Origin of the sequence: Curtobacterium sp. SP.BCp (assembly GCF_051903255.1) — a bacterium.
In the GTDB taxonomy this organism is placed as follows: Bacteria; Actinomycetota; Actinomycetes; order Actinomycetales; family Microbacteriaceae; genus Curtobacterium.
In genome coordinates this window covers 616,967-630,490 of the sequence record NZ_CP194338.1, presented here as the reverse complement: position 1 = coordinate 630,490, position 13,524 = coordinate 616,967, and the positions used below count along the sequence as shown (strand labels likewise).

General features: G+C 72.0%; 9 protein-coding genes. 6 read left to right on the top strand and 3 right to left on the bottom strand.

The window, feature by feature from the left end:
* Nucleotides 1–51: 51 nt before the first annotated feature.
* Nucleotides 52–3,687, bottom strand: a complete 3,636-nt coding sequence (locus tag ACRQ4C_RS03230) for a S8 family serine peptidase (protein WP_439690103.1) — start codon at nt 3,685–3,687, stop codon at nt 52–54.
* Nucleotides 3,688–3,848: 161 nt separating this feature from the next.
* On the opposite strand from ACRQ4C_RS03230, the gene ACRQ4C_RS03225 reads away from it, so the two are divergent.
* The 5 genes from ACRQ4C_RS03225 (at nt 3,849) to ACRQ4C_RS03205 (ending at nt 9,456) form a co-directional block, all read left to right on the top strand.
* Nucleotides 3,849–4,529 carry a TetR/AcrR family transcriptional regulator gene (locus tag ACRQ4C_RS03225; protein WP_439690102.1) on the top strand — a complete coding sequence of 227 codons (681 nt, stop codon included), beginning with the start codon at nt 3,849–3,851 and terminating at the stop codon, nt 4,527–4,529.
* A complete protein-coding gene (locus tag ACRQ4C_RS03220) occupies nt 4,526–5,236 on the top strand; it encodes a hypothetical protein (protein ID WP_439690101.1) in 711 nt (236 codons plus the stop codon). The genes ACRQ4C_RS03225 and ACRQ4C_RS03220 overlap by 4 nt, the downstream gene beginning before the upstream one ends.
* A 1-nt stretch (nt 5,237) precedes the next feature.
* The gene (locus tag ACRQ4C_RS03215; RefSeq protein ID WP_439690100.1) at nt 5,238–7,307 is read left to right on the top strand and encodes a YhgE/Pip family protein; all 2,070 of its coding nucleotides are present in this window, start codon (nt 5,238–5,240) and stop codon (nt 7,305–7,307) included.
* A gap of 203 nt (nt 7,308–7,510) precedes the next feature.
* The gene (locus ACRQ4C_RS03210; RefSeq protein WP_439690099.1) at nt 7,511–8,314 is read left to right on the top strand and encodes an NAD-dependent epimerase/dehydratase family protein; all 804 of its coding nucleotides are present in this window, start codon (nt 7,511–7,513) and stop codon (nt 8,312–8,314) included.
* 119 nt (nt 8,315–8,433) lie between these two features.
* Entirely contained in the window at nt 8,434–9,456 is a 1,023-nt protein-coding gene (locus tag ACRQ4C_RS03205; RefSeq protein WP_439690098.1) for a LacI family DNA-binding transcriptional regulator, read from the top strand.
* Between the two features lie 45 nt (nt 9,457–9,501).
* Here ACRQ4C_RS03205 and ACRQ4C_RS03200 read toward each other — a convergent pair whose 3' ends face one another.
* Nucleotides 9,502–11,295, bottom strand: coding sequence for a BCCT family transporter (locus ACRQ4C_RS03200; RefSeq protein ID WP_439690097.1), 1,794 nt, complete (start codon nt 11,293–11,295; stop codon nt 9,502–9,504).
* A gap of 208 nt (nt 11,296–11,503) precedes the next feature.
* Between ACRQ4C_RS03200 and ACRQ4C_RS03195 the strand changes: the two genes are divergently transcribed.
* Nucleotides 11,504–12,664 carry a PP2C family protein-serine/threonine phosphatase gene (locus ACRQ4C_RS03195; RefSeq protein ID WP_439690939.1) on the top strand — a complete coding sequence of 387 codons (1,161 nt, stop codon included), beginning with the start codon at nt 11,504–11,506 and terminating at the stop codon, nt 12,662–12,664.
* A gap of 12 nt (nt 12,665–12,676) precedes the next feature.
* Here ACRQ4C_RS03195 and ACRQ4C_RS03190 read toward each other — a convergent pair whose 3' ends face one another.
* Nucleotides 12,677–13,468 (bottom strand): SDR family NAD(P)-dependent oxidoreductase, encoded by a 792-nt coding sequence (locus ACRQ4C_RS03190; RefSeq protein WP_439690096.1) that lies wholly within the window; start codon nt 13,466–13,468, stop codon nt 12,677–12,679.
* Between the last annotated feature and the right edge of the window lie 56 nt (nt 13,469–13,524).

Sequence of the window (13,524 nt, the reverse complement as noted above, 5' to 3'; positions counted from 1 at the left end):
GTTTGTCTAACTACCTGTCCCGTCAGCGCACTCCGGGCGGACCCCATCGCGCTACTTCTTCGCGACCTTCGCGGTCGGCTTCGAGGTCGAAGACCCGTCCACGTACCCCTTGGCCTTGGCGACGACGGTCACCGTGAGCTTCTTCCCCACGTCGGCCGAACCGGCCTTGTAGGTCGAGCCCGTGGCGTTCCGGACGGGCTTGCCGTCGCGGGACCACTGGTACGAGTAGGTCACGCCCGACGCGTTCCAGGTCCCGTGCTTCGCCGTCAGGGTCTTGCCGACCTTGGCGGCACCGCTGATCGTCACGGCGCTGCCCTTCTTGAGCGACAGCTTCGGGACGACCTTCGTCGCGACGGTCTGCGCCTGGTCCCCGACCGCGTTGCCGAGGTGGAGGAGCAGGACCTTCGCGTCGGTGACCCCACCGGCGCGCGTCACCTGGAGCGACCCCTTGTCCGCGAAGAGCGTCCCGCCCTTGCCCGACTGGGCGAAGGTGAGCGCGGGCTTGCCGAGGTCGAAGGTCACCGCAGGGGTCTCGTCGACCACCGAGGAACCGGTGACACCGGTCGCGTAGGCGGACTCCGTCACGATGCGGTAGCTGACGTCCTTGCCCGTGGCACCGATCAGACCGGCCGTGACCGGCAGGACCTTCACGGCGCTGTCGAACGTGTTGACGTCCTGGCCGGGCGCACCGGCGTTCAGCGGGTAGGCGTCGACCACGGGGTCGTCGTCCTCGCCCGCGTGCAGGTCGATCGTCGTGACGAACGTCGCGTCGACGACGGAGGACTTGGCGTCGTAGACGAGGTAGTCGTCCACGCCGTCGCCGTCCACGTCGATGTACACCTCGACGTTGGTCACCGCGCCGGGGTTGGCGTCGGGGCCCTCGGTCTGCACGCCGAACGCGAGCACATCCGAGGCCTTGTCGTAGCTGGCGCCGTAGGAACGGACGTCCGCCGCACGGAGCGACTGCTCGGCGGAACCGGCGGGGAACGACTCGGCCGTGTCAGTGCCGCCGAGCACGAACGGTGCGACGACGGCGTGGTAGCCGGTGGTCAGACCGCCCTGGTCGACGGACCGCCCGGTGAGCTTGACGTCAGCGGTGCGCGTCTTCGTGAAGGTGGCCGTGCCGCCCTTGACCGCGCTGACCGGCTTCGGCGCGGCGTAGGTGCCGAGTCGGAGCGGTTCGAGGGTCTTGTCGGTCGGCGTGAAGGTCACGAGGCCGGTGGCCGCGGCGACGAACTCACGCTGGTAGCCCTGCTGCACGGCCTCCTGCGTCGGGTCGATCACTCGGCGCAGCTGCGTCGGGTCGGCGACCTTCATCGTCAGCGTGAGCACCGCGCGCCCACCCGCACGGACCGTGACGCGGGACTGGTCCAGCGAGAACGTGACTCCCGGCTGGGCGACCCGCGACTGGTAGGCCACGTCGTAGGTGTGGGCGACCGAGTCCTTGTTCGTGATGATCAGGGACCGCTTGTCGGTGGTGTTCTTGTTCGCCACCTCGACGACACCGAACGACGCCGTCACGAGCTTGCCGTTCTCGGCGCTCACCACGGTGGTGTCGGCGTTCACGGCCTGCAGGGCGTCGACGCGGCCGGTGCCCTGACGGAGCTGGGTCGCGAAGGTGTTGCCGTCCTTGACGTCGTGCGTCGCGGTGTTCATGAGCGCTGCCTTGACGTCGTCCGCGGCCCAGTTCGGGTGCGACTCGAACGTCAGTGCCGCGATGCCCGCGACGTCCGGCGTGGCCATCGAGGTGCCGCTCATCGACATGCGGCCGTCACCGGTGCCGTTGGCAGCGGAGATGACGTTGACACCGGGTCCGGCGATGTCCGGCTTGACGATGTCGTCGAACGAGCCGTGGACACCACGGCTGGTGAACGACGCGAGGGTGTTCACGGCCTCGGGGTCTGTCGCGAGTTCGGTGCCCTTGAGCTCGTCCGCGAAGCGCACCTGCAGGGTCCCCGCCTTCGCGGCGGCCTGGAGGCCCGTGACGCTGTCCTTGGTCAGCTCGGCACCCGGGATGGTCGCGTTCCCCGCGATGCCCGAGTCGAACGTGTTGACCGTGCCGGCGAGGAGCACGCCGACGCCGCCTGCGGCGGCGACGTTGCCGAAGCGCACGCCCGAGCCGCACTCGAGCGCACCGTCGGTCCACTTCAGCCAGACGACCTTGCCCTTGATCGCGGCGGCGTCCGCTCCGCTGAACGCGGTGCAGCCGTCGATGTTCGTGGTCGGGACGACGACGTCGCCCTCGACCGGCAGCGTGCCGGTGTAGTTCTGCGAGTACTGCGCACGCCAGTTCTTCGCGACCGAGCTCGGGGCAGTGGCGGCGACGGCGTCGAAGAGCGACTGGCCGGTGGCGCTCGCGGCGACGGTCAGCGCACCCTCGGCGGTCCCGGGGGATCCCCCGATGTCGGTGAAGTCGTCGGCGTTGCCCGAGGCGATCACCGGCAGGACACCGCGATCGGTGAGGGCGTCGATCTTCGCGTTGTCGGGGTCGTCCGGCGCACCGTAGTCGGAGCCGAGGGAGAGGTTGAGGACGTTGATGTCCTTGCCCTGGGTGAGCGCCTGGCCGACCCAGTCGAGTGCGGCACCGGTGAGGTCGGTCGAACCGCCCCCGTCGCCGAACACCTTGAGCGCGTAGAGCCCGGCCTCGGGCGCGGTGCCCGGACCGACCCACATGTCCTGGACCTGCTGGGCGGTGAGCTTGGTGTAGTCGCCGTCGAAGGTCTTCTTGTCGGCGGTGAGGCCGTAGCCCGCGACGGTGCCTGAGACGTGGGTGCCGTGGTCGCCGCCCTTGCCGTCGATGGGGTTGTCGTCCGGCGCGGGCACCGGCTGGTAGGCGGCGCTCGAGGGGTCCGCGTTGTAGGTCGGTCCGGCGAAGTCGTAGCCGCCGAGGAACTTCTGCGGGTCGTACGAACCGGCGGCCGGTGCGCTCGTCGAGGCGAGTGCCGCGGCGTAGGCCTCGGCCGTGCCGGGGCCGCCGAAGTCGGCCTGCGTGTAGTCGAGGCCCGTGTCGAGCACCGCGACGTTGACGCCCTTGCCGGTGTGTCCGGTCTGGGTCCAGGCGTTGAGCGCGCGGGTGTAGACGTCGCTCGCGGCGTTCTTCGGGGCGACGCCGTCGGCGCCCGCCCCCGCCGTGCTCGGGTCGACGCCGGAGGGGGCGGCGGACGCGTCGGCGTTGACGGTCGGCTCGACGATCTTCTTCGGCGTGAGCGGGATGATGCTCTCGACGTCGGAGCGCTTCGCGATCTGCTGGAGCGCATCGACGTCGGCGACGACCGCGACCCCGGGGACGGTGTACTCGGTCGAGTACAGCTCCTTCGACCCGGAGTCGGCCTTCTTGATGGCTGCTCGGACGGCTGCGGTGGTCGACTGGATCGACTGGACGCGCTGCTTCGCCTGCGTCGACGGGGACTTCGAGCGGGATAGGTCCCCGCCCTTCGCCTGCGCGTCGACCTCGAGCGCACCCTTCCCGGTCGTGCGCACGAATGCACTGACCGTCTTGGTGGGCTTCGCGTCACGCAGCGGCTGCGCGAGCTTCAGCTCGGGGATGGACACGCCTGCGGGAGCTGCGACGGCGGTGCCGCCGACCGCGAGCCCGGCGCACGTCAGGGCCGCGGCGGCGATGCCGGCGGTCAGGACGCGTGCGAGGCGGCGTGGTGTCGGGTTCTGGTTCGGTGTTGCACGGTTCAAAGGGCGCACTCCTGGCTCTGTCCGTGGTTCTCGTGGAATTCCTGTGAAGCTATGCGGTTCCTCTCAGGCCGCCTAGTCCCCTCTTCGGAGGACCGCCCCTCGTTCGGGGGTACACGGTGGATAAGTTGCACACGTGTGTGCAGGTTATTACGATGGGGATCATGCCCTCGCCTGCTGCATCCACTCGCGCCCCCCGGCGGGACGCCGCGGAGAACCGGGCGGCGTTGATCGAGGCCGCGAAGACGGAACTCCAACGCGACCCGGACGCCTCGCTCGAGACGATCGCCGCCACCGCCGGCCTGTCGCGCCGTGCGGTCTACGGACACTTCCCCTCCCGTGACGACCTCGTCCGCGAGGTCGTCACCATCGGCGCCGCCCGGATCGCCAACGCGATGCCGACAACCACGGACCTCGTCGACGTCCCGCCCGCCACGCGAATCGCATCGATCGCGGTGGCACTCTGGGCCGAGGTCTCCCACGTCCGTTCGATGGCGGCCGTCGCCGTCCGGGAACCCTTCATCCAGTCGGTCGCGGCCGAGTTCGCTCCGGTGCGGGCCCGCGTCCGCGAGGCCTGTGCGCTCGGCATCGCGGACGGGACCATGCGCGACGACGTCACGCCGGACGCACTCGGCCGGCTCGTCGAGGACGCGTGCATCGCCGTGCTCGACGAGGCGACCCGCTCCGGCACCTCCGACGCCGCCGGACGTCGGATGGTCGTCCTGTCGGCGCTCGGCGTGACCGGCATCGACTGGCGGACCGCCCTGCTCTCCGAACCCACGCCGTCGACCACCGCGTCGCCGACCACCAGCTCGCCGACCAGCACCGAGGAGCCCTCCGCATGACCACCCTCGAACTGGACCACGTCGGCATCGGCGACGAGCCCGGCGCCGCGCTGCCCCCCGTGTCCGCGGTGGCCGGACCTGGCCGACCGGGCATCGTCGCCGTCGAGACCGAACAGGCTCCGGTGCTCGCGTCGCTCGTCGCCGGCGGCCGGATGCGACCCGACTTGGGTCGCGTGCTCGTCGACGGGCACGAGGACCCGGCAGCCGTGCGCCGCGCGTTCGCCCTCGTCGACACCCCCGGCGTCGCCGAGCCCTTCCCCGTGATGAGCTGCCGACGCATCGTCCGCGAGGAACTCGCCTACGCCGGCCAGCGACCGTCGCGGGAGCACGTCGACACGGTGCTCGAGTCGCTCGGTATGGCGCAGTACGCCGACACCCACGTCCAGCGCGTCCCCACCGAGGTCCGCATCCGCCTGCTCGTCGAACTCGCCCTGCTCCGCGACGGTGTCGCCGGACTCGTGGTCACCTCGCCCGAGCGGCACGGCGGCGCCGTCGAGGACTGGTTCGCCGTCGTGCGCGACGTCGCCCTCCGGGGCGTGACCGTCCTCCTCGTGACGTCGAAGGCCGCGGCGCAGACCGCCGCAGCCCTCCTCGACACCATCCCGACGTCCGAAGCGGCGCCGGCCCCCTCCCAGTACCCGACCGACGGCCCCGACGACGCGACCGCCACCGACGGAGACGACCCGCGCCTCCAGGAAGCGTCCTGACGTGACCACCACCTCGCTCGTCCGCGCGGAGCTCGCGCGCCTCACCGCCACGCCCCTCGCCCGCCTCGCCTTCATCGCACTGATGTGCGTGCCGCTGCTCTACGGCGGCGCCTACCTGTGGGCGAACCGCGACCCCTACGCCAAGCTCGACCAGGTCCCCGCCGCGATCGTCGACCAGGACGCCGGCGCCACCCTCGACGGCGACCGTGTCGACTACGGCAAGGACGTCACGAAGGAGGCGATCGACGGCCATGACTTCAAGTGGACCGAGACGACCGCAGCCGACGCCCGCGCCGGCGTCCGCAACGGCACCTACGACTTCGTCGTGACGATCCCGCACGACTTCTCGTCCTCGCTCGTCTCGGCGCAGTCGGACGACCCCGAGCAGGCGAAGCTCACGATGACGACCGCCGACACGAACTCCTACCTCGCGTCGACGATCGCCGAGCAGGCGGGCAAGACCATGCGGACCGCCGTCGCCGAGCGGGTCGGCAAGCAGGCGGCGAAGACGCTGCTCGTCGGACTCGCTGACGTCCGCGACAGCCTCGGCGACGCCGTCGACGGGGCCGGTCAGCTCGCCTCCGGGGCCACCACCGCGAAGGACGGGGCCGACCGACTCGCCGACGGGACGGGCAAGCTCTCCTCGGGGGCGGCACAGCTCGCCGCCGGCACCGCGGACCTGCCGTCGCAGACGCAGCAGTTGGACAGCGGGGCACAGCAGGTCTCGGCCGGCGCGTCCGAGCTGGCGTCGGGCCTGTCGGACGCGAAGCAGCAGACGGCCGCCCTGCCGTCGCAGACACAGCAGCTGAACACGGGCGCGCAGCAGGTCGCGTCGGGTCTGCAGACGCTGTCGGACTCGACCGACCCCGCGCTGGAGTCACTCGAGGCGCTCTCCCCCGACACCGTCGACGCGGCGATCACCGCGGCGGCGGCGAAGCAGGGCGTGGAGCTCTCACCCGAGGCGCAGGCGGTCATCAAGCAGACCGTCGAGCAGCAGCTGGCGGACTCCGGCAACCAGGAGCAGCTGGCGAAGATCAAGCAGGCCCTGACCGGGATCGACCAGCTCCGCGACGGCTCGGCCCAGGTCGCCGCAGGGACACAGCAGCTCGCCGACGCGTCGCCGACCCTCGCGAACGGGATCGCGACCGCGGCGGGCGGCGCATCGACGCTCTCCGGTGGTGCGTCGCAGGTCGCCGCGGGCACGTCGAAGCTCGCGGCCGCGGCCCCGACCCTGTCGAGCGGCGCGTCCCAGCTCGCGACCGGAGCGGCCTCGGCCGACGACGGGGCGAAGTCCCTCGCCTCCGGGCTGACGAAGCTGGAGAGCGGCTCGAAGGAGCTCGCGGACAAGCTCGACGACGGCCGCACGAAGATCCCGGCGTCGACCGCGTCCTCGCGCGAGGACCAGGCGTCCGTCATCTCGGACCCGGTGAAGGTCGGCGACGACAACGTGGCCTCGGCGGGGAACTACGGCGCCGGCCTCGCTCCGTTCTTCATCTCCCTCGCGGCCTGGATCGGCATGTACGCGCTGTTCCTCATCCTCAAGCCGATCTCGAAGCGGGCGATCACCGCGGTGCGGAAGCCCCTCCGGGTGGTGCTCGGCGGCTGGCTCACCCCCGTGCTCCTCGGGGTCGTGCAGATGGTGGCGCTGTTCCTCATCGTCCGGTTCGCGCTCGACCTGAACGTGGTGCAGGCCGGCCCGACGATCGGCATCATGGTGCTCGCCTCGGCCACCTTCGCGGCGATCATCATGGCGCTCAACGTGCTGCTCGGGTCCGTCGGGCAGTTCCTCGGCCTCGTGCTCATGCTCGTGCAGCTCGTGACCGCCGGCGGGACGTTCCCGTGGCAGACGCTCCCGGGACCGTTGGCGGCGCTGCACTTCGCGCTGCCGATGACGTACTCGGTCGACGCCATCCGGCAGACGATGTACGGCGGGTCCGCGGCGGCGGCGTGGTCGGACACGGGGGTGCTGCTCTGCTGGCTCCTCGGCGCGCTGCTCGTGTCGTACGTCGTGACCGCCCGGCAGACCCGGAGTCGCACGCTGCGGGACCTCCGGCCGAGCCTCATCGGCTAGCGCCATCGGCCCGAGCGGCGGGCACAGCGCGGGCGAACGGCCCCGCGTCGAACCGCGATCCCGACATCGAACCAGGCGGCGTGCGCGGTTCGATGTCGGGATCGTGGTTCATCGCCGGCGCGCCGCCGCACACCCGCCCCGCCGCACCCGCGCCGCCGCACACCCGCGCCCCCGCACACCCACCCCCGCGTACCGTCGCGCACATGGCGACGCTGCTCATCACCGGAGCGGCCGGACGCATCGGGACGGCCCTCCGCCCGAGGCTCACGGCCGCCGGACACGACCTCGTCCTGCTCGACACCCGCCGCCCGGACCCGGCGGTCGGGGACCGCGAGCGCTTCGTCGAGGGGGACGTGAACGACCGCTCCGCCCTCGCGGCCGCCCTGCCCGGCGTCGACACCATCGTGCACCTGGCCGGGATCCCGACCGAGGACGAGTGGGACACCCTCCTCGCCGCGAACGTCACGGGCACCAAGAACCTGTTCGAGGCAGCGGCGGCGGAGGGGGTGGGACGTGTCGTCCAGGCGAGCTCGATCCACGCGGTCGGCCGGGTCCCCGAGGGCGACACCGCCCCGGGGAGCGTCCCGGGCGACCGGCTCCCGCGTCCCGACCTGTACTACGGGTTCACCAAGGCGGCGATGGAACTCCTCGGCAGCCTGTTCGCCGACCGGTACGACATGTCGGTCGTCTCGGCCCGCATCGGCGCCTTCGGCGAGCGCCCGAGCAGCCGGCGGGCGCTGCTGATGTGGAGTTCGCCGGACGACCTGGCGCGGCTCGTGCAGGCGACGGTCGACCTGCGGGAGCCGGGCCACCACGTCGTGTGGGCGGTCTCGCGGAACACCGGGTCCCCCGCCGACCTGTCCGCCGGCGAGGCGATCGGCTTCCACCCCGTGGACGACGCCTCGGCCGTGCTCGACGCGGACCAGCGTGCGGCCCTGCCGGACGAGGACATCCGGTTCCTCGGCGGCGGCATGGCGGACCTGCCGCTCGGTCGCCGGTCGACGTGACCGCACCGGCCACCGGGCCGGTCGGACGGGGCGGACCGGCGCCGGGCCTCCAGGCTAAATGTCCTGACAACAGCACCAACGCGACCACCGCTAGGATCGACGAGGACACCAGGAGGTCGATGCCGATCATGGGCGACGGCAAGCCCGCCGGCGGCAAGCCGGCGACCATCTACGACGTCGCGGCCCGTGCCGGCGTCTCCAAGTCGCTCGTCTCGCTCGTGCTGCAGCGCTCGCCCCGGGTGAGCGACCAGCGCCGCTCGGCCGTGCTGCAGGCCATCCAGGAGCTCGACTACCGCCCGTCGACGGCCGCCGTCGCCCTCGCGGGCACGCGTTCCCGAACGATCGGGGTGGTGCTCGACGACTTCCGGAACCAGTGGTTCGTCGACCTCCTCACCGGCCTCCGCGAGTCGCTGCAGGACCAGGGGCACCGGCTCGTCGTCGCCGACCGGTTCCTCAACACCGGCTTGGACGCCTCGCCCGTCGAGGGCTTCCTCTCGATGCGCGTCGAGGGCATCGTGATCGCCGGCGAGCCCGACACCGACCTGGCGGTCCCCGCGTCGATGCCGCTGGTCATCGCCGGCGGCCGGGTCGCGATCCCCCGCGCCGACACGGTCGCGAACGACGACCGCACCGGCGGCGCGATCGCCGCCGACCACCTGCTCGACCTCGGGCACACGCGCATCGGCTTCGTCGGCGCGCGTTCCGCGGCCTCCGACGAACGACGGACCGGCCTGGAGGCACGGGTCGCCTCCGCCGGGTCCGGCGCCTCCGTCGTCAGTGCGGTCCTCCCCGGTGAGCCCACCGAGGACGCCGGCGTCCGTGCCGTCGGGGTCCTCCTCGACGAGCACCCCGACGTCACGGCGGTGTTCGCCGCGAACGACGTGATGGCGCTCGGGGCGCTCTCGGGCCTCGCCGAGCGGGGCCTGCGGGTGCCCGAGGACGTCTCGGTCATCGGGTACGACGACACCCCGGTCGCCGCCACCCGCTACGTGGGCCTGACGAGCATCGACGACCGGAGCGTCGAGATCGGCCGGGGTGCTGGTGAGCGGTTGCTCGCGCGCATCGCGGACCCGGACGCCCCGGCACGGGAGATCCTCGTCGAGCCGCGGCTCGTCGCGCGGCGCACGACCGCACGGCGCTGAAGCTGGGACGGGAGCGCAGCTCGTCGCTCCCGCCGCAACGGTGCCTCAGCGGTCCGCGGTCGTGCCCTCGTCGCGGGCGACCGCCACGTCGAGCCGCGGGTCGAGTGCCGGGTCCGGGGACACCGCGGCGGTGCTCACCGGCGGGTCCGGCTCGTGCGCGACCTCCGGCCGTGCCGTGCTCCGGGTCGGGCGGAGCCGCTGCCGGATGACCCGCCACGGTCGACCGAGTCCGGTCTGGACGCCGCGCTCCGCTGGTGCGTCGACCTCGAGGCCGTAGTACTCGCCGACGCGTTCCAGGAGCAGCGCCCGTTCCGCCCGGTCGTACGCCCGGCGCTCGCGGGTGAACGCGATGACGGTCGACCAGCAGGTGAGCAGGAGCACGATGCTGAACGGGAGTGCGGTCGTGATCGCCGCCGTCTTCAGAGCGTTGAGGCCGCCGGTGAGCAGGAGCGCGATGGCGAGCAGTGCGGTCACGCCCGCGAAGAACACCCGCAGCCAGTTCTTCGGCTCGATGTCCCCACCGGAGGCGAGCATGGCCATCACGAGCGACCCGGAGTCCGACGAGGTCACGAAGAACACGCCGATCAGGAGGATCGCGCCGAAGGTCAGGACGGTCCCGGCAGGCAGGTCCCCGAGCAGGGTGAACAGCGCCCCCTCGACGTCGACCGAGCCGTCGCTGCCGACCAGGCCCCCGCCGTTCACCTGCTGGTGGATGGCGGCCCCGCCGAGCACGGCGAACCAGAGCATCGTGAGCGCGGTCGGCACGAGCAGGACGCCGAACACGAACTGCCGCACGGTCCGGCCCTTCGAGATGCGTGCGATGAAGATGCCCACGAACGGCGCCCAGGACATCCACCAGCCCCAGTAGAACGTGGTCCAGGCGGCCTGCCAGGCCTCGCCGGCTGCGCCCTGCTGCGCGCTCACGGTGAAGGAGAGCCCGACGAGGTCCTGCAGGTACGCGCCGATCGACTGCACGAGGTCCCGGAGGAGGTACTGCGTCGGGCCGACGACGAGGATGAACAGCAGCAGCGCGGCCGCGAGGAGCAGGTTGAAGTTCGACAGGAACTTCATGCCCTTCGTCACGCCGGTGACGAGCGAGACGATCGTGAGCGCGGTGATCACGGCGATGATGGCGATCTGGCTGACCGTGGTGCTCTCGGCGATGCCGGCGCTCTCGAGGCCGGCACCGATCTGGAGGACGCCGAGACCGAGTGAGGTCGCGACGCCGAACAGGGTCCCGATCAGGGCGACGACGTCGATGGTGTTGCCCCACCCGCCCTTGACGCGGGCCCCGAGGAGCGGCTCGAGGGCCCACCGGATCGAGACCGGGCGCCCGCGGCGGTGGATCGCGTACGCGAGCGCCAGCCCGAGCACGACGTAGATCGCCCAGGCGTGCAGGCCCCAGTGCAGGAAGGTCTGCGTCATCGCCTGCTGGGCGAGCGACGCCTCGTTCCCGGTGACGCCGGGGCGCGGGTCCGCGAAGTGGCTCAGCGGCTCGGAGACGCCGTAGAAGACGAGACCGATCCCCATGCCGGCCGCGAAGAGCAGCGCGAACCACGAGCCGGTCGAGAACTCCGGTTCATCGCGGTCCTTCCCGAGCTTGATGTCGCCGAACTTGCTGAAGCCGACGAAGATGCTGAACGCGACGAAGAAGGCCGCCACGAGGACGTAGTACCAGCTGAAGTTCTGGACGATCGCGTCCTGCAGTGTGTCGAAGGCGCCCTCTGCCGATGCCGGGGCGACGAGGGTCCACGCCACGAAGCCCAGGACGACGACCGCTGCCGGCCAGAACACCCAGCGCTTCAGTCGCGGGGTCGTGGTGGGGTGAGGAGTCGCCATGCCGACCATGGTGCCCGGGTTCCTGTGGCCGCGCTCAGGTCCGGCGGTGTGGCGAGCACGGCCGGGCGCGTCCTCCGGACGGCGTTCGACTCCCCCCCCGGTGGTCAGCGGGTAGCGTTGCAGGCCGAACCGGTCCACCGCACCGACCACGCGGCGGCCGCCACCGAACGGGGCGGAGTCCGGTCACGGAGGATCTGGAGCGGTGCCGATGGAGGACGAGGGCCGGACGTCGGCACGTGCCGCACTGGTGGCGGCGCTCGACGTCGTGGGAGCGGCGCCGTCCGAGCGGTTCGAACGGATCGTCCGCGTCGCCCGGGAGGTCTTCGACGTCCCGTTGTCCTACGTCAACGTCCTCGACGACGACCTGCTGCACACCCTGACGCCGAACGTGCCCGACGAGATCGTGTCCGGACCCATCGGTTGGTCGTTCTGCCAGCTGACGATCCGGCAGGTCGAACCGACGGTCATCTGCGACACGACCGCCGACCCGCGGACGGCCGGACTGCCCGGGGTGACGAACCGCGGCATCCGCTTCTACGCCGGCGTCCCGCTGACGATGCCGGGTGGCGTGCCCGTCGGGACGCTCTGCCTCATGGACACGCGGCCGCGGGACTTCTCGCTCGCCGACGAGGCCGCGCTGATCGACTTCGGCCGCTGGGCGGAACGCGCCCTCGGCCAGGGCCTCCACCACGACCGGTTGCAGGACGTCGTGGCCGCACTGACGCCCGCTCCGCTCGGGGTCGGCGACCTGCACGTCTCCGCGACCTCGGTACCGTACGGCGACACGAGCGGGGACCTGCACGACTGGTCGACCGACGGGCAGCACCTCACCGTGACGCTCGCCGACGTGATGGGCAAGGAGCAGCCCGCGGCGATCCTCGCTGCCGGGATCCGTTCGGCGCTCCGACAGCACCGCGACCGCGCACCCGAGGACGCCGTGCGGGCCGTCGAGCCGGCGGTCGCGGAGGACCTCGTCGCCGCGAGCGCGTTCGCCACGCTGTTCCACGCCCGGGTCGCCCTCGGCACGGGAGCGGTCGAGGCGGTCGACGCCGGACACGGTCTCGTCGTGCACCTCGGCGCCGACGGCCGGCACCGGATGCTGCGCTCGCACGACCTGCCGCTCGGCCTGCACCCGGTCGGCGCCGCGCGGTCGGTCACGACCGTCACGCTGGCCCCCGGTGACGCACTCCTCGTGGCGAGCGACGGCGCACTCGACCTCGGCGACGGCACGATCGACACCCTGTCCGAGCTCACGCGCACGTTCGAGCGCACGCGGGACCACCACGCGTTCCTCGAGACCGTGCGACTCCGCGCCGCCGAGCGTGCGGAGGACGACGTGACCGTGGTGCTGCTGACCCGCGACGCCTGACCCGACCTCGCGTCACAACATCGTCGTGAGCACGCCCCCGTCCGCACGGAGGGCAGCTCCGTTCGTCGCCGATGCCCGCGGGCTGGCCAGCCAGACGACGAGGTCGGCGATCTCCGACGGCTCTATGAAGCGACCGAGCAGGCTCGTGGTGTTCTGCCCGATGATCGCGTCCCGGACCGTCGCGACGGGCGCTGCCTGGGCAGCGGCGACCGACGTGACGGCGGCCGCGACCCCGTCCGACCAGGTGGGTCCGCCGAGGACGGTGTTCACCGTGACCGACGTGCCCCTCGTGCGCTTCGCCAGCCCGTTGCCGAGTGCGACGAGGCCGGCCTTCGTGACGCCGTACGGGACCATGTCGCCGGGCACGTCGACACCCGACTCGCTGCCGACGAGCACGATCCGCCCGTGCCCACGGTCGAGCATCCCGGGGAGCAGCCTCCTGGCCGACCGGACGGCGCTCATCAGGTTGACGTCGAGGTAGCGCTGCCAGTCGTCGTCGCCGACGTCCTCGAAGCGGTCGAGGCCGAACACGCCGACGTTCGCGACCAGGACGTCGACCTCGCCGAGTTCGTCGAGGAGACGGTCGACGGCCGCCGCGTCGGCGAAGTCCGCCGCGATGCCGGCGACCCGGACGTCGGGTGCCGCTGCTGCGAGCCGCTCCACCGCCGCGGCGACACGGTCCGGCGACCGGCCGTTGATGGTGACGTCGACGCCCTCCGCTGCCAACGCTGCTGCGACGGCGTAGCCGATGCCCGCCGTCGAGCCGCTGATGAACGCGGTCCGGCCGCGCAGTCCGAGGTCCATGAGGCACTCCGTTCGTCGTGACTTGCTTGGGCAAGCGACGGTACGGCAGATGACTT